This is a genomic window from Paenibacillus woosongensis (assembly GCF_009725165.1).
Lineage (GTDB): Bacteria > Bacillota > Bacilli > Paenibacillales > Paenibacillaceae > Fontibacillus > Fontibacillus woosongensis.
Map to the genome: position 1 here is coordinate 66,981 of NZ_WNZW01000016.1, position 17,414 is coordinate 84,394.

Genomic DNA, 17,414 nt, shown 5'->3' on the forward strand with positions numbered 1-17,414 from the left:
CAGGTAGGGTTAATTGGTATATTCTAATTTCAAGCCTGATAGGTCGTTGTTCATTATCTAATCATTTATTATTTCAAAATCAAACTAAATCATTAGCCGATTGGTCCACCAAAGGCTCCTGTGTTCGAAACCGAGTAATTTTCGGTAAAGAACAGGGAGCCTTTTCTGTATTTGACGAATCTAAAAGGCCGTCCAGTATATCTCCAGCGGCTTAGTGGATTGGGAGAGGAAGGAGCGTTATGGAACATAAAGATTGGGCGCGAATGGAGGAGGCGGATTGGCATTTCCGCCGGCTCGTCAGGCGATTTGTGAAGGAGCGGGACAAAATTGCGATTGAAGGCGTGTCGCTTCCCGGCATGCTTATCCTTAACGCCATTATGCGGGATGGGGAACAAAGGCTCGGAGATTTGGCGGAACAGCTGGATTTTACGTCTGGCGCTGTCACGGCGATCTGCGACAAGCTGGAAAAGCTGGGTTACGCCATTCGCAGACGCAGCGTGGCGGATCGCAGATCCGTGGCTCTGTATATTACTGAGGAGGGGAGGAGGATGGTTGAACGCAACTGGGCGGCAGCTACATATATGATCGATGCCATTTTCGGCGAATTTACCCTGGATGAGCTTGAAATTCAAATTTCATTATTCCGGAGCCTGCACGATCGGCTGGACGGATTCGCAGAAGGAGTTTTGCGCCTGACGAAGTCCTTGGAGGACAGCGACACGGCGGCAGCCAACCAGCTAAAGGCTGGCCTGCAGCGAACAAACCGGTTTATTACCTACTAAATTTATACGGTGTATGAAAGGAGAGAGCAATATGGGACATCCCACGATTTATCCTACGGGAACGACGGTATATTTGCCGGAAAAAGCATGGAACGGTTATACGATTTATCAGGCTGCCGATACCGGGGCGCTGCTCATTGAGATGAATGGAAGAGAGGTTCATTTATGGAAAGGCCTGCGAGGCTTTCCGAACAAATTGTTCCCGGGCGGCTACGTCCTGGGCAGCACGTCGGAGCGCGATCCAAAATACGGCTTCCAGGATGAGAAGAACCTGGTCCAGGTGGATTGGGACGGCAACATCGTCTGGAAATTCGACCGCTATGCTTGGATTGAGGACCCGGGGCACCCGGCGCAGTGGATGGCGCGGCAGCATCACGATTATCAGCGGGAAGGCAATCCGGTCGGCTATTATGTACCGGGGCTGGAACCGAAAGTCGACTCCGGCAACACTACAATCCTTGCGCACAAGAACGTGCAGCGCCCCGACATCTCCGATACCGAGCTGCTCGACGATACGATCATCGAGGTGGACTGGGAGGGGAATGTCATCTGGGAATGGGCGGTGAGCGACCACTTCCATGAGCTGGGCTTCGATGACGATGCCAAGGCGGCGCTGTTTCGCGATCCGAACACCCGGTCATTCGGCACGCACGCCGGGGATTGGATGCATATCAACTCTATATCGGTGCTGGGACCCAACAAGCACTACGATGCTGGCGATGAGCGCTTCCACCCGGATAATCTGATCTGGGATGCCCGTGAAACGAACATTATGGCGATCATCGACAAGCGATCAGGCTACATTGTCTGGAAACTCGGCCCGAATTACGATACGAAAGAAACGGAACATCTCGGCTGGATCATCGGCCAGCATCATGCCCACCTGATTCCCAGAGGCCTGCCGGGCGAAGGTAATCTTCTCGTGTTCGACAACGGGGGCTGGGGCGGCTATGGCAGACCGAATCCCGAAGCTCCAGACGGGCTGAAGGTGGCGCGCCGCGACCATTCCCGCATTTTGGAGATCAACCCGGTAACGCTGGAGATCGAATGGCAGTATACCCCGACTGAAGCGGGATTCCAGGCGCCGCTCGACTCGTATCGGTTTTACAGTCCGTATATCAGCTCCGCACAGCGGCTGCCGAACGGAAATACGCTGATTACCGAAGGGGCGGATGGGCGGATTTTTGAAGTTACCCAGGAGCATGAACTGGTCTGGGAATACATTTCGCCTTACAAGAACAAACGCAATTCCAACATGGTTTATCGGGCTTACCGAGTACCCTATGAGTGGGTACCGCAGCTGGAGAAACCAGTGGAGACTGAAATTGAACCGATTGACGTGGCGGACTTCCGTCTGCCCGGCGCCGCACCGAGAGGTGCCGTAACAGCGGTTGAAGTCGAAGGAACTGCTTCTTACGGCGAGGGCGCCTTCTGCGTGGCTACGACGGACGAGGCGGACAGGAAGGAAAGGGATCCGCAATGAAAAAACGCAGCATTCGTCATGTAAGCCTATCGATTATCACGCTCCTGCTTGCGGGCACGCTGCTTAGCGCCTGCCAAGCGGCCTCAGGTTCGGATCAAGGCAGCAAGCTCAAGCTGAGAATAGCTGACATTTCCACGAATACCGTGTTTCGCGTCGCGAAAAATAAAGGATTTTTTGAGAAACACGGCATAGACGCAGAGCTGGTGAACTTCGCTACTCCGGCCGAAGGAGTCAATTCCTTGTTCATCAAGCAGGTTGACATCGCCTTTGGCGCGGATTTCCCGCTGCTGAACGCCGTCAGTAAAGGAGACTATTCGATCTTCGCTTCTTCCGGAACGGCGACCGACCTGAGCGCTAGCGAGTGGAAATTGTTTGCCCGCAAAGAGATTGCTGGCGCGGCGGATTTGAAAGGCAGGAAGCTGAGCTTCTCGCGCGGAACGTTCATCCCTTATTTGTGGGATGTGTATTTGCAGCAGCACGGCGTTCAGTTGTCCGATGTGACACTTGTGGGTCAAGGCGGTTTTGACGAAGCTTATGTGGCTTTAAAAAAAGGAGAGATCGATGCAGCTTGGGTTTACGGAGCCGTACTCAACGAGAAATTTACAGCGCTCGAAGAAGCTTATGAGCTGACGGACATGTCGCAAACTTCGGTGCGGCTTGGTACTGGGCTTATTGCTTCCAATGAGCTAATTCAGAATCACGGGGACAGTCTCGTAAGGTTTCTGAGGGCATTGGACGAAGCTTCCTCCTATGCCCAGGCGAACCCGGACGAAGCTGCGGACATCATGTACGCAGAAGTGAAGCAGCCTAGGGAAGCGACCTTGAAGGATCTTCCGAAGAATCCCTGGCAACTCGGTTTTACCCAGCAAGCGTACGAGGGATTGGTTGGCCAAAAGAAATACATGGTGGAGAACGGCATCATCGAGCGGGATTTTGACTTGAACGATAAATTAAATTTGGAACTGGTGCGTATAGCATTCCCGGCTCGCGTCATTGCATTGGAATAAGAGAGGGGAAGACATCCATGAGTTTATTGCCCAAACCAAATGAAATTCATATAGAAGGGTTGAACAAGAGCTATGCGCCCCAAGCTGCAGGAGATGTTCATTACATTATTCAGGATGTGAATCTGGTCGTCAAGGGAGGCGAGTTCTTTGTCCTGCTGGGACCAAGTGGCTGTGGAAAATCGACCCTTCTTAGCTTGATCGCTGGCTTTGTGTCAAAAACCTCCGGCCAGGTCAAGGTGGGTGAGAAGGAAGTGGAACGGCCCGGACAGGATCGGGCGGTCGTCTTTCAGCAGGCGGATTCCTCCTTGTTCCCTTGGCTGACGGTCAGAGAGAATGTGGAGTTCGGCCTGCGGATGAAACGGATTCCAGCTGTTCGCCGGAAGGAGGTATCGGACCGGTTCATTTCGCTTGTAGGGCTCAAGGGACATGAGAACAAATTCCCGCGGGAGCTATCCGGCGGCATGAAGCAGCGAGTACAGCTGGCGAGAGTGCTCTCGAACGATCCGGCCATTCTCCTGATGGATGAACCTTTCGGAGCGCTGGATGCGATGACCCGCCGGACGATGCAGAGGGAACTGGTGAACATTTGGCGGGATACCGATAAAACCGTGATTTTTGTGACGCATGATATTCAGGAGGCGTTATTGCTCGGAGGACGCATCGGCATAATGTCGTCAGGGCCTGCCTCCCAAATTACACATGTTTATGAGGTGCCCCTCGGCTATCCCCGGGATTTGACCACACCGGAATTTCAACGGCTTTACAACCAGATCCAGTCGCATTTTGACGACTAAAGCAGGAAGCGGAGGGAGCAGCATGAACGAAAAATTTAAGAAAGCTTGGATGCAGCTTTGGTTTTGGATCGTGATCCTCGGCCTTTGGCAATTGCTGTCGCTAGTGTACGGCCCGGAAATCGTTCCGGGGCCTTTATATACAGCGAAAGGCGGCTATGAGCTCCTAGTGGACGGAACGCTGCTGCAATACATCGGCATTAGCGCATACCGCGTATTATTGGGCTGGACGTTGGGCAGTCTGATCGCCGTGCCTGCGGGCATCATCATTGGAAGAGTAAATCCGATCCGGGTATTCGCGGAGCCTTTTCTCAACTTTGTCCGGTTCATTCCGCCGATTGCCTTTATCACCTTATTCCTGGTCTGGTTCGGCATTGGAGAAACATCGAAAGTGATGCTGATTATGTACGCTACATTCTTTATCGTTATTCTCAATACGCTGACCGGCGTCTTGTCCGTTGAAGAGGATAAAATCCGCTCCGCTCGCAGCATGGGCGCCTCGGAATGGCAAATCGTCCTTCATGTGATCATTCCGGCCACGGTTCCGTACATCTTTACGGGCGTCCGCCTGGCGATGGGCACGTCGTTTATGGCGATTATCGGCGCCGAAATGATCGCTTCCAACGAGGGCGTAGGGTATTTAATCTGGAACTCACGGCTGTTCTTCCGGACGGATTGGATATTTGTCGGGCTGATTTGTCTGGGATTGATGGGATTTCTGACGGATCATGCGGTAGCGCTGCTTGGGCGAAAATTGCTGGCGCGATATGGTGTGGTCAGCACGACTTCTCTGAGGCGATAATGCAAAATGAATTTTGAATGCCAAAAAGTCCCAGCTAAATATTCGCTGAATGCTGGGGGTATATAATTTAATTAACATAATGATAATTATGTAAACTAATTAAAAGCATCGGTAATCTCGGGATGGGAAAAGCACATTTCTTAAGTTTGATTCATTATAACGCTCATCATCATTTGAATCATGGTGGGCGTTTTTCATTTGACAATATCTGGTGTTTTATATATTATGTCGGAGATAGAAGAGGAGGGATGATTTGAAGAATTTTATCAAAAATTCCAGCTGTCTTGTACTCATAGCCATCTTTTATTTTGGCGGAACCACATTATTGCGCAATCATTACGAGGAATTCAATGACTCATATATGGGCGCAAATGGGTTATAGCGCCTGTATCTTGCCTAACATAACAAAAGGGTTGGAGCAGGGGATAGCCCTCGATCCAGCCCTTTTATTTTACATCCTTACGGCTCAATCCCCCAGACAAGCTGACCGCCGATATACCCGGTAACCTGTTCATGGTCTGCGAACTGACTGCTGGAGGCCTTATACGAGTAATCGTTAGCTTGGTTGTAATTGGACCAGTCAGCTTTGGAGAATCGCGCTTGGATTTCTGCGCTTTGGCCCGGATTAAGCGTTCCAGTTGAACTCGTAAAGCCAATTTCCAAATAATAATCGGCTCCGGTAACCGGATTCGCCAGTTTCACGAAATTGCTGGTTACATTTGCACTGCCGATACTGGCCCAGTCGCACCAGAAACCTTGTGCTTTTTCCCCATCAATTGTATAGTAATAGCGGAGTTTTACGTCACTAAGCTGAATCGCCGTATTCCCGGTGTTGACTATTTTGAATTTGGGCGAAATTCCGTTAGTGGAGGCGCTTGTGCTGCCGTTAAAGGCTTGGATTGCCAAGCCTCCTGCGGGTATGGGAACACCGCTGTCCACTACATTTACTGTAAGAACTGCGTTTTTTCCTCCGCTGAAATGAAAGGTTATCGTATGCTGTCCCAGCGGCAGCTTGGAAAGATAGGAATTGCTCAGTACGACAGCAGCACTTGATGCTGTATAATCCTGGCCCGATTGAAGAGTATAATTTCCATTCGTTATGCTCGCAAGCTGGTGGCCGTTTAAGGTAAGGGATACGGAAATATCCTGCTCTAGATTCGCCGCTTTATCCAATGCTGCATTCACAGGCGAAATCGCAGCACTTGGCGTTGGAGCGTCAACCTTTAAATTGGGCAGCTCATCCAATGTGATGACATAATCGCTTTGATAAAGCGTTGTCAGGGTGGCCGGATCATTAAAAGCAGAACTCATCAGATGCTCGCCATACCAAGGGCAGAAGTAGAGCCATCCCGCTTTTTCCTCGATCAGATTCTGCAGGCTTGGGACGGTGTCGTTCTCCGTCATGGCCACCATTTTCGTGCCGCCAGTTAAATCAACAAGCTGATAGAAAATCGAAGTAATCGCATCCTCATTGGGCACGCCGGATAGACCGTCATGGCGGTTGTAAATCGTATTATATTTATCATAGCCGACGATATCTACCTGATCGTCACCGGGATACCATGCGGGGGAAGTCGGATACACATAGCTGTTGTAGGTCCATATCAAGTTATGCAAGCCGTACGTTTCCGTAAGTTCGGTATAGAGCAAATCCCACAGCTGCTTGTACACCTCGGCGCCTGCCGAAGCCCACCAGAACCACGCGCCTTCTCCGTTCAACCCGCCGTTGCCCTCAGCCTCATGATAGGGACGGAAAACAACCGGCACATGGTTATCCTGCAGAATCTGCAGCTGTTCCGCTAAATCCTCAATAGTCATCATCACGTATTGATATTCTTTCGTACCAGGAATCACCGCATTGGCTGTATTAAAATTGGTTTCGGTCGGCTTGTAGGTAGCGTCCTTCCAGTCCACAAACTCCCCGAGCTGGTAGGTGGTGAAATTTCGGGGCACATTGATATGCCAGCTGGCTGTCGCGATTCCGCCGCGGTTGTTTACCCAATCGATAGCCCGATCGGTCGTTCCGTCCTCCCAGCCGTACAACGGATTATAGTTCATAAAATCAAAGCCGCGGATGGCCGGATACTTTCCGGTTAAATTGTAAATCCAATCAAACTCCAGCTCATAATTGCCATCGTTTCCGCTTCCATAAATCTCCTGCTGGCCGGAAATAATGTGGTTACCGTAAACCTCCGTTAAATAATTCATCAAAAGCTGTGTTTCCGGTGTAGCCTCAGGATCGGTGAGGACAGGCTGCACATCCAGAGGGTCAAGATCGGCATAATCCACCGTAAAGGTATCGAAATAAGCGAAGCCCCAACCAGCCTTCAGCTGAATCGTGTTGGTTCCCTGGTTTAACTTATGAAAGCCGAAATCGAAATTCGACCACGTGGTCGTGTAGGGCAGCATATACGAACCCTTGGTAACGCCGTTAACGGTTAAATATTGAAGCCTGCCGTCAGGACTCAGCTCCTGCATATAGCGGGTGGAGATCGCATACATGCCGGTTTCCGGGACAGTCACTGTAAAGGTCATAGTGCCGGAATTCTGCATCCAGACAAATCCACTCCCAGAGAAGCCGGGTTTCGGTTGTCCGTAAATTTCCGTCACGACTTGAAGATCGGAGCTGAGCTGAGCGTTTTCGCTTTCAATCGTGAAAAGTGGGGTGTCCGCATGAACGGGCACTGTCATCAAGCCAAGGAGAAGAGTAAATGCCAGCAGCATTGCGCTTGCCTTTTTGAGCCAATTTGTCATGATCAGACTTCCTTTCCATGTAAGATATGAAAACGATTATACAATCTACCAACTCATGGATGCGCTTTCATAGTATCATGTATACCATTATATGTAAATACAACCATTTGAAGCTGGAAGCAAAACAACCCAGACTGCCAATACGACAGCCGGGGTTGTTTCAATAATTCAACTATGATTTGTGTGTTGAAGAGTTTGGATAAAAATTTGCTCAATATGATTATCGTCTAAGGAGTAATATACGGTTTTACCGACCTTACGGCGTTTTACAATCCTCATATTTCGTAAATACCTTAGCTGGTGAGAGACAGCGGATTGTCCCATTCCTAAGAGTACCGTCAAATCATGAACGCACAGCTCTCTTTTTAATAATGCACTAATTAATTTAACCCGGGTTGGATCACTAAAAGCTTTGAACCAGTCGGCAAATTGAACAGCTGCCTGATCGTCTATCAGCTCTGCCTTAATTGTGTTTAAATCTGTATCCGATCCAAGGCAAATTGTGTCACATTCCTCAGCAGAATTTAGAGACTGTGTCATTAAAATCACCTTTCTGTTAGCATCTTTTCCATTATTATAACAAAAAAAAGGACTTAAACGAAATGATTACTATTAAGTGCTGTGATATAATCCGAATAAAAAGAGGAGATTGGGTAGTGCTTACAAGAGAGAGTTTAGAAAAGAACCAAATAGGCGTTTACGCAGCAGCATTAATTGCGGGAGGGATCGCGGGGTGGGCAAGTCCCCGAATAGGCGCCTTTCTAGAACCCATGGTTTCCTTTGGGATTGCTGTCCTGTTATTTAGTATGTTTTGTCAAATTCCCTTTCTTAAACTAAAGGAAGCACTTTCTCACGGCCGTTTCATGGGAGCCCTACTGCTTGTAAACTTTGTTTTCATTCCCTTGCTGGTATACATATTAATTCAGGTTTTTCCTCAGCCAAGCCCCGTTCTGATTGGAGTTTGCTTAGTACTTCTCACTCCATGCATCGATTATGTTATTGTTTTTACTCAATTAGGCAAAGGGAATGAGAAGTTAATGCTTGCGTCCACGCCGGTGCTTTTTATCGTACAGATGATTATGCTGCCTTTTTACCTTTGGCTGTTCATTGGTCAAGAGGCCGCCCAAATCGTAAGAGTTGCTCCTTTCATTGAAGCTTTTATTTATTTAATCGTTGTCCCTTTTTTGTTTGCCTTAGCCGTCCAGTTATCAGCAAATAAACATTCACGCGGCCTTAAATTATTGGACTTTACAGCATGGCTCCCGGTGCCGCTAATGGCACTCGTGCTCTTTTTGGTCATAGGCTCTCAAGTGGACCGAATTGTCAAGGATTTTGATGTCATTATCGCTGTGATCCCGATTTATGTATTATTCCATATCGTTTCGCCATTAGCTTCGCGAATCATCTCATCGGCGTTTCGAATCGGACCGTCAGATGGCAGAGCGCTGATTTTTAGTGCAGGGACTCGCAATTCCCTTGTAGTGCTTCCACTTGCCCTGACCTTGCCAGGGGGGATGGCTACAATTGCGGCGTCTGTCATAGTAACCCAAACCGTCATTGAATTAATCGCGGAGCTAGTGTATATCAAAATTGTGCCTAATTTAATATACCGAGATCTAAAAGCCGCATGATTGCGGCCTTTTTTGTTTTAACGATATATGATTTTGTCAAAATCTTGGATAACTGCCGGGGGATTAGGGTAAATAAAGCAGTATGTTGACAGCAGTGAGAAGTGAGGAATATACTATATATGAATAGTTGCTCATGTATAGCTTTTACTGATGAGGTGAGATAAATATATGGAAACAGGTACATCCGCAGTTAAGCGAAAACTGGTGTTGGAAGGTCTGGACTGCGCAAATTGTGCTATGAAAATCGAGAACGGTGTCCAGAAGATTGACGGGGTTTCTGCTTGTTCGGTGAATTTTGCAAATAAAACGTTGACGATGGAGATGGCCTCGGATCGTTCGGAGGACATTCTTGAGCAGACGAAGAAAAAAATTCGTACACTCGAGCCGGGCATCAAAGTATTGGAATACGGAACGGCGGGAAGCCATAAGGCGGGAGCCTCCAAACATAATCACGCTCACAGCCATGATCACGGTGCCGAAGCGGCGGATGAGGGACATGGACATTCCCATGACCATGGAGCCCAAAATATCAAAATCATGGTCGCCCGGCTACTAACAGGTCTTGCCATTGGCGTGTTGGCGTTTGCGTTACCGCTGAGCCGGGAGCTTGAACTGATCCTGTTTATTGCGTCCTATCTCATTGTAGGCGGAGATATTGTATTCAAAGCGCTGAAGAACATCGTAAGAGGTCAAGTGTTCGACGAATACTTCCTCATGTCAATCGCGACTGTCGGCGCTTTTGTGATCGGGGAGTATCCTGAAGGTGTAGCTGTTATGCTCTTTTATCAGGTTGGTGAGCTGTTCCAAAGCATTGCCGTCAACCGGTCGCGAAAATCAATCAGCGCATTGATGGATATCAGACCAGACTTCGCCAATTTGAAAACAGGCAACGAGATCAAACGTGTGAGTCCGGAAGAGGTGCGTATCGGCGATTTGATTATCGTGCGGCCTGGTGAAAAGGTACCTCTTGACGGTAAAGTCATCGAGGGGAATTCGGCAATGGATACCTCGGCGCTGACTGGCGAGTCCGTGCCACGGGAAGTGGCTGCGGGGGATGATGTGCTGAGCGGATTCATCAACAAAAACGGCGTACTGACGATCGAGATCTCAAAGGTATTTGGGGAGTCTACCGTTGCCAAAATTTTGGATTTAGTGGAGAACGCAAGCAGTAAAAAGGCACCAACGGAAAATTTTATTACGAAATTCGCGCGTTACTATACGCCGTTTGTCGTCATTGTCGCTGCATTGCTGGCCGTTGTGCCTCCGCTGCTCTTCAGCGGAGCGACCTTCTCGGATTGGGTGTACCGGGCTTTGGTGTTCCTGGTCATTTCCTGCCCTTGCGCCCTAGTGGTTTCGATCCCGCTCGGCTTCTTTGGGGGCATAGGAGCTTCGTCCAAGAACGGCGTCCTGGTTAAGGGCAGCAATTACCTGGAAGCGTTGAACGATGTCAAGTACGTCGTTTTTGATAAAACGGGAACGCTCACCAAAGGTGAATTTAAAGTAAACGGCATTTATCCGCAAAACGGATGGTCCGAACAAGCACTGCTGCGCCAAGCTGCTTTTGCCGAAATGCACTCTACCCATCCTATTGCAGAGTCGATCAAGGAAGCTTACGGACAGGAATTGAATGAAGAGCTGCTTTCGGGTTACAACGAAATATCGGGACACGGCATTCAGGTTATGTTCGAGGGCAAGGAAGTGCTGGCCGGGAACGCGAAGCTCATGATACGGGAAAATGTTGATTTTACCGCACCATCCGAGCTGGGCACCATCGTGCATATTGCGGTCGACAAACAGTATGCCGGATATTTGGTCATTGCCGACGAAGTCAAAGAGGACTCGGCACGGGCGATCCGTTCGCTGAAAAATCTTGGCGTGAAGAAAATTGTCATGCTGACGGGCGACATCAAGGCAGTGGGGCAGGCGGTTGGCAAAAAATTGGGGGTGGACGAGGTTCGCTCCGAACTGCTGCCGCAGCATAAGGTCGAAGAGCTAGAGAAGATTGACCGCCAAAAATCGAGCAAAAAAGAAAAGATCGTGTTCGTCGGCGACGGAATCAACGACACGCCGGTTTTGGCCAGAGCCGACGTCGGCGTGGCCATGGGCGGCCTCGGGTCTGACGCTTCCATTGAAGCCGCTGATATCGTCATTATGACCGACGAGCCTTCCAAGCTGGCTTCTGCGATCCATATTGCGAAGAGAACCCGGCGCATCGTATGGCAGAACATCCTTTTCGCACTGCTCGTCAAAGCGGTCTTCCTGCTCCTGGGCGCGTTCGGGATTGCGACGATGTGGGAGGCGGTGTTCTCGGATGTGGGCGTTACTCTGCTCGCTGTATTGAACGCCATGCGCGTATTGAAGATCAGGCCTAATTTGATTTAGGGGACTTAAGGGGATGAACAATCGCTGGAATAAGTTAATCTATCGGGCGGGAGCTCCGTTTTACGATGTTTTATTTAATGCAGGCCCATTCGCCCGGGTTAGAAAAAAGGTTTTTGCTGATTTGGCTCTAGAACCCGGCCAGCGCGTACTGTTGGTTGGGGTAGGGACTGGGGCCGATCTGCGTTTTTTCTGCGGAAAGACGCTTGAAATTACAGCTGTCGATCTCTCGCCGGCTATGCTTGCTCAGGCGAAATCAAAAGCAGGCAAAAACGAGCACATCCGGTTTTTGGAGATGGATGCTCAGGATCTGCGATTCGCTGACCAGTCCTTCGACCTGGTGATTGCAAGCCTGATTTTGTCGGTCGTTCCCGACGAACACAAATGCATGTCGGAGCTAGTTCGTGTTACAAAGGAGCGAGGCAGCATCGTCATTTTCGACAAGTTCAAGGGCGGGGAAGGGAAAATGCCGCTGATTATGCGTATGCTGCGGCCGCTCGTGGCCGTATTGGGCACCGATATCGGCCGGAATTACCAGGCGATCCTGAAGCCGCATCTTGAAGGGTTGAACATTCGAGAGGACAGCCCTGCCATGTTCGGGGATATGTATCGTAAAATCGTGCTTGAACGAAAATGAAGTTTTGTTCTTTCTTTACAGCCAAAATTGTGCCCTTTAATGAAGGCCGCAGTTTTGGCTATTTTTACGCCTTAATCATCGTATGATATCTTCCACCTTTAAACCAGGCTTCCAAAAAAGTAATCTCTCGCTTTAATCTACAATACTTATGTACTAAAATATGAGTATATATTATATTAATTTTTAGTTAATTAGCCAATCTTAAGCAAATACCATCTCGGCGGTGCTAAGCATCTTCGAACCAAATTACAAGTTTGAGGAGGGGATTCATTTGGGAAAACAATTTCCGGCCATGCTTCCAGAGCACATGGCCTTTATCCGAAAGCAGCATCTATTCTTTGTCGGAACGGCACCTATGTCACGGGATGGGCATGTCAATCTGTCACCGAAGGGATATGACAGTTTTAGGATTTTGTCCGAGTCTAAGGTAGCGTATTTGGATTTAACCGGCAGCGGCAATGAGACCAGCGCCCATCTCGAAGAGAACGGTCGAATCACGATCATGTTCTGTGCATTTCAGGGGCCTCCGAACATCTTACGCCTATACGGAAATGGAACAGTAGTTCTCCCAGAGGACAGCAAATGGGAGGAGTTATACGGATTGTTCGATCCGTTGCCTGGAGTCCGGCAGATCATTACGGTCGATATACATAAAGTCCAGACATCCTGCGGTTATTCTGTGCCTTTCATGTCGTACGAGAAAGAGCGGGACACACTCCGGCGATGGGCGGAGCAAAAGGGCGAAGATGACCTGCAAAGTTACTGGCGTGAAAAGAATATGAGCAGTCTAGACCAATTGCCGACGTCTCTTGGCAAACGCCTAGGGACAAAGTAATCACAGCACAAATTCAAAAAAATGAGGAAATTACCCATGAGAAAATGGCTTGTATGCACGTTAGCTATTATGCTGAGCGTAGCTGCGTTGACTCCCTCTATCTATGCTTCTGGAGTCCGAGTATCCGTGGATGGACGTAACGTTCAATTCCTGGATGAGCACCCCTATGTCGATCAGAGGTTCAACCTTACAATGGTTCCACTTGCTTTTATATCCGACAAGCTCGGAGCTGCTACGGAATGGGACGGCAAATTAAAACAAATCACGATCTCGCTTAACCGTGACACTGTTATCTTGGTAATTGGCGACCATCATGCACTGGTCAACGGAAAAAGAGTAGACTTTGATGGGGCCGCAGTGCTCAAAAACGGCCGAACGATGGTTCCGCTGCGTTTTATAAGTGAAGCCCTGCATGCAAATGTAGAGTGGCAGCCCAAGCACAAGCTGGTGAGCATTATGAGCTCCGTAGGCAATGTTCCGAAAGGAACATGGATATGGGATACTCATTTCATCAAGCAGGATCAAGAGAAAATGATAAGCTTCGCAAAAATGAAGGGCGTGACATCTATTTACCTTCAGGTGAATAGAGATATTGATTCAATGATATATGAGGAATTTATACGAAAAGCCAAACGTGAAGGAATATTAGTGGAAGCACTTGAAGGGCGCCCCGAATGGGTCTATAAGTCCGGGCAGGAGGATATTCAAAAATTCATCGAATGGGTTAAAACCTACAATTCCTCTGTTGGCCCCGAAGCAAGCTTTACGGGACTGCATTTCGATATTGAACCTTATGCGCTTGACGAATGGACTAAGGTCAACAAAGTGATTCTTGAGAGCTGGATGGACAATTTGAGACTGATCGAAAAAGAAACCAAAGGCAGCGGCTTGCAAATTACTATGGACGTTCCGTATTGGCTAAATACGGTTCATGTACCCGGAACGAATTACAGCATGAGCGCATGGCTGCTGGAAAAGTTCGATTGCCTCGTCATCATGAATTATCGGAATCATGCGTTAGGCGATAATGGAATTGTGGAAAATGCACAGGACATGCTGAGAGAAGCCTCCACGCTCAAGAAGAAAATTGTTATTGCCGTTGAAACGGTTAAAAGCAAAGAAGGGCCGCGGGTCTCATTTTATTCCATGAGCAATGAAGTGATGGAAAAGGAGCTTCAGTCCGCCCATAATAAATTGGCAAGCTACGAAAGCTATGCTGGCTTTGCCATTCACGATTTCAAAGGCTGGCAGGATATGAAATAAGAAGCTGCTAGTATTTTGATGAAGGAAAAAGAGTATCTTAATTGAGTCTGATGCAGGCCGCCGGGAGGGAAAAGGATTGCAACTGCTGTATGTGTGGACCAAAAGTGATAGCCTGGTTATAAAAGGGGAGGGAATGCATTTTCATAGCGAATACCGCTTCGAATATTTACCTGAACAAGGTGAACTTTATGTAAAAAGGAACCCGTTTTTTATCGAGAATTTTTTTTCGGAAATTACGGATTTTGATCAGGTGACAGCTATTGTGGGGCGTAATGGCACTGGGAAAACGTCACTTCTGCGTTTTATGATTTCTTTACTGGCTAACGGTAATGAGGGCTTTGCAGCAAAAATCTTAGAAGAGCCCATTCTTTGTGTTTTTCGTTTATTTGGGCACGATGAGTTGATTGTGGTACACAATCCAGACCTGAAGCTTGTCGGGGGCAATTATGAGGAGAATCATATTTCAGTATTCGAACCCGATTATTTTAGAAGATCTTATATAGTTAAGGACTCTGAGGCTTTTTTCAACAATCTTTCGGTAGTTTTGTATTCTAACATCTTCGACCATTCTGCCATCAAGAACGGTAACAGGCTGATCGATATGACAACAAATACGCTCCTTTCAAAATCTATTCACAATGATCCTCAAGCTCATGAAACACTAGCACATAAGTATGACGATATTCGGAGGCAAATAGATTTCTTTTTGGAACAGGGAAATTCTTCATTTTGGACTATCCCTTTTGAGGTGCCAAAAGAAATGTATTTTCGTTTTTCACGTTTGTTGCAAAGACTTGAAGAAAATTTAAGATTAGACATCATCAACTTCGGGTCTGGTATAAATGAAGAACAATCCTCTTTTGAAGGTTATCTCTATAAAGCATATAACAAGATGGAAAAATACGATATTTATAACGGAGTCCAAAAGGATATAAGTGTAGAAGGGATCAAGTCTTTCACTATGGTGTTTTTACTCCTATTATATGAAGTGTACCGTGAATCCCCTCACACATGCACAGAAAAAATTAACCGTTTTATTGATGAGTATGAATTAGACCCCGAAAATGATATTGGTTATGAGATATTTAGCAATTTTGTGGGGTTATTGACGGAAAGGCTGCCAAGAGAAGATGATAATAGACGATTCTTGGAGAAGGCTGAAGTGCTTGAAATTGTATATGATGAACTTATTGAGCTAATTATGGACAATGTTATATTCATGGAAGATGGTGCTATAAGAGCCCAGTTAGTTTCGAACGAAAGCCCGGCATCTACAGTTCTCTCGATCTTGAGAAAAGGGAATCAAAAAGTAAGCATTGATTTTGATTTGGATTGGCCGGATCTAAGTTCTGGAGAAAAATCACTTCTCACCATGTACGCACGGCTATATGAGTCGTTCTCTTTAAACATCGAACAAGAGCATATTCTTCTTATGATCGATGAAGGCGAGTTATATATGCATCCGCAATGGCAACGCAGATTCATCAAAGAACTAATAGATTTTTCTACTGAATATTGCTGTGTACAGCAGCAGAAGACTTTGGATATCGTCCTGACAACCAACTCTCCTTTTTTAATTTCTGACTTGCCGCATGCTAATATCGTGTTCCTTCAAGCAACCGAAAATGGTGCCACAGTGGTCGGGGGACTTGAGGATCATCGGCAATCCTTTGCGGCTAATATACATACATTGTTGTCAGATGCCTTTTTTTTGCCTGACGGACTACTCGGTGAATTTGCCAAGCAAAAGATCAACCGACTTGTTCATGAATTATACCAGGATGATATCGCAGATATTAGGGAAAAGGAAAGCCGCATAAGAAAACAAATTGAAATTATTGGAGAGCCTGTTATTCGTAATAAATTGATCTCTGTCCTGGAGGACCGGCTGCGCATTCAAAATCAATCATTCCAACAGCTGGTAAACAGAATATCGGATCTAGAGGCTGAAGTTCGGTCATTGAAAGGGAAGCAATAAATGATCAAAATAAATGATGCTGGCCATGCAAATATTAAAAAAGAACATTTGAGCTATTTTAAAAAACAAGGTCTTGATTTACTAAGGAAGTATGCAGGTCAAAAGTATAAGCACCCGTTTGAAAAGAAGGTAATGGAATATTTGCGAGATAATTATGAAAAAGTATTAATTGGGAATCCGGAAGTGCTGGCTGATACGATCATTACAATCAATAAGTTGACTAGCGGACACCCATTCTCAAAAACAACGAATCGCAAACTGCAGGCTGTATTCGACTACGACATTTTTAGTAATCGCTCACCTGGGGTGAAAGGGACAAATTGGGGTGGTTACTTACTTGTCAAAAATCTTGGGGTCGGGACTTGTCCCTACTGTAATCGGCAGTACATCACCACGATTCGGAACAGGGTTCGAAGAAAGAAGGGCACCCGAAAATCTCTTTGGGAAGGACAGACCAGAGGAACATTAGATCACTTTTATGATAAGAAACGTTATCCATATCTGGCCATATCTCTGTATAACTTGATTCCAAGCTGTAAAGTATGCAATTCGGATTTCAAGGGTCGCCAAGAGATGACAATGACTGATTTTATTCATCCTTACAAAGAAGAGTTTGGTTCAGAAGTAAGATTTACGATTGTACCTAATGGGGGAACCGCCGGTCAGCCCTATGATGTTACTTTCCTTCTAGGCAATAATACGGAGGAGTTCCATATCGACTTCCGTTACCTGTCACCTGATCCAGACTTCACTCGACGCGCCAAGCAAAATATTGAGCTTTTTAAGATCAAGGAGCTATATAATTTCCATAAAGAAGAAGTAAGAGAACTACTTCAGAAATCGCAGCATTATACGTCTGATTATATCGATACGATTCTCAGTCAATCAGGCACTCTCTTTAATTCTCGTGAGGAGGTCGTTAGATTCGTCATCGGCAACTTCGCTCATGGGGCAAATCATGATCGACGTACTCTATCGAAGTTCACTTCAGACATCGCGGACGAGTTAGGGCTTCTGAAGTATTTGGATACAAGATAACAAAAATGTTCCATTACGCTTGCGAAGAAGTAGT

General features: G+C 47.1%; 14 protein-coding genes. 12 read left to right on the plus strand and 2 right to left on the minus strand.

Features of this window, described 5'->3' with window-relative positions:
• Positions 1 to 239 precede the first annotated feature (239 nt).
• The 5 genes from GNP95_RS23175 to GNP95_RS23195 are packed head-to-tail and all read left to right on the plus strand — an operon-like array spanning position 240 to position 4,865.
• Positions 240 to 782 carry a MarR family winged helix-turn-helix transcriptional regulator gene (locus GNP95_RS23175; protein WP_155613205.1) on the plus strand — a complete coding sequence of 181 codons (543 nt, stop codon included), beginning with the start codon at positions 240 to 242 and terminating at the stop codon, positions 780 to 782.
• A gap of 31 nt (positions 783 to 813) precedes the next feature.
• Positions 814 to 2,265: an aryl-sulfate sulfotransferase gene (locus GNP95_RS23180; protein ID WP_155613206.1), complete on the plus strand. Its 1,452-nt coding sequence runs from the start codon at positions 814 to 816 to the stop codon at positions 2,263 to 2,265.
• The gene (locus GNP95_RS23185; protein ID WP_155613207.1) at positions 2,262 to 3,272 is read left to right on the plus strand and encodes an ABC transporter substrate-binding protein; all 1,011 of its coding nucleotides are present in this window, start codon (positions 2,262 to 2,264) and stop codon (positions 3,270 to 3,272) included. The genes GNP95_RS23180 and GNP95_RS23185 overlap by 4 nt, the downstream gene beginning before the upstream one ends.
• Before the next feature lie 17 nt (positions 3,273 to 3,289).
• Positions 3,290 to 4,066 carry an ABC transporter ATP-binding protein gene (locus tag GNP95_RS23190; protein WP_155613208.1) on the plus strand — a complete coding sequence of 259 codons (777 nt, stop codon included), beginning with the start codon at positions 3,290 to 3,292 and terminating at the stop codon, positions 4,064 to 4,066.
• 22 nt (positions 4,067 to 4,088) lie between these two features.
• Positions 4,089 to 4,865: an ABC transporter permease gene (locus GNP95_RS23195; protein WP_155613209.1), complete on the plus strand. Its 777-nt coding sequence runs from the start codon at positions 4,089 to 4,091 to the stop codon at positions 4,863 to 4,865.
• A gap of 459 nt (positions 4,866 to 5,324) precedes the next feature.
• On the opposite strand, the gene GNP95_RS23200 is transcribed toward GNP95_RS23195, so the two are convergent.
• Both GNP95_RS23200 and GNP95_RS23205 read right to left on the minus strand, forming a co-directional pair.
• Positions 5,325 to 7,619, minus strand: coding sequence for a glycosyl hydrolase (locus GNP95_RS23200; RefSeq protein ID WP_155613210.1), 2,295 nt, complete (start codon positions 7,617 to 7,619; stop codon positions 5,325 to 5,327).
• Between the two features lie 168 nt (positions 7,620 to 7,787).
• On the minus strand, positions 7,788 to 8,159 hold the full coding sequence (locus tag GNP95_RS23205) for an ArsR/SmtB family transcription factor (RefSeq protein WP_155613211.1): 372 nt from the start codon (positions 8,157 to 8,159) through the stop codon (positions 7,788 to 7,790).
• A 62-nt stretch (positions 8,160 to 8,221) separates the two neighbouring features.
• On the opposite strand from GNP95_RS23205, the gene GNP95_RS23210 reads away from it, so the two are divergent.
• From GNP95_RS23210 to GNP95_RS23240, 7 genes are all read left to right on the plus strand, one after another.
• Positions 8,222 to 9,250 (plus strand): arsenic resistance protein, encoded by a 1,029-nt coding sequence (locus GNP95_RS23210; protein ID WP_155613212.1) that lies wholly within the window; start codon positions 8,222 to 8,224, stop codon positions 9,248 to 9,250.
• Between the two features lie 168 nt (positions 9,251 to 9,418).
• Positions 9,419 to 11,632 carry a heavy metal translocating P-type ATPase gene (locus GNP95_RS23215; RefSeq protein WP_155613213.1) on the plus strand — a complete coding sequence of 738 codons (2,214 nt, stop codon included), beginning with the start codon at positions 9,419 to 9,421 and terminating at the stop codon, positions 11,630 to 11,632.
• A gap of 13 nt (positions 11,633 to 11,645) precedes the next feature.
• Positions 11,646 to 12,266, plus strand: coding sequence for a class I SAM-dependent methyltransferase (locus GNP95_RS23220; RefSeq protein WP_155613214.1), 621 nt, complete (start codon positions 11,646 to 11,648; stop codon positions 12,264 to 12,266).
• A 271-nt stretch (positions 12,267 to 12,537) separates the two neighbouring features.
• On the plus strand, positions 12,538 to 13,101 hold the full coding sequence (locus GNP95_RS23225; RefSeq protein WP_196427298.1) for a pyridoxamine 5'-phosphate oxidase family protein: 564 nt from the start codon (positions 12,538 to 12,540) through the stop codon (positions 13,099 to 13,101).
• A 36-nt stretch (positions 13,102 to 13,137) separates the two neighbouring features.
• Complete coding sequence (locus GNP95_RS23230) at positions 13,138 to 14,364, plus strand: copper amine oxidase N-terminal domain-containing protein (protein ID WP_155613215.1); 1,227 nt, start codon at positions 13,138 to 13,140, stop codon at positions 14,362 to 14,364.
• 76 nt (positions 14,365 to 14,440) lie between these two features.
• Positions 14,441 to 16,342, plus strand: coding sequence for an AAA family ATPase (locus GNP95_RS23235; RefSeq protein ID WP_155613216.1), 1,902 nt, complete (start codon positions 14,441 to 14,443; stop codon positions 16,340 to 16,342).
• Positions 16,343 to 17,380 carry a hypothetical protein gene (locus tag GNP95_RS23240; protein WP_155613217.1) on the plus strand — a complete coding sequence of 346 codons (1,038 nt, stop codon included), beginning with the start codon at positions 16,343 to 16,345 and terminating at the stop codon, positions 17,378 to 17,380.
• The last annotated feature ends 34 nt before the right edge of the window (positions 17,381 to 17,414 follow it).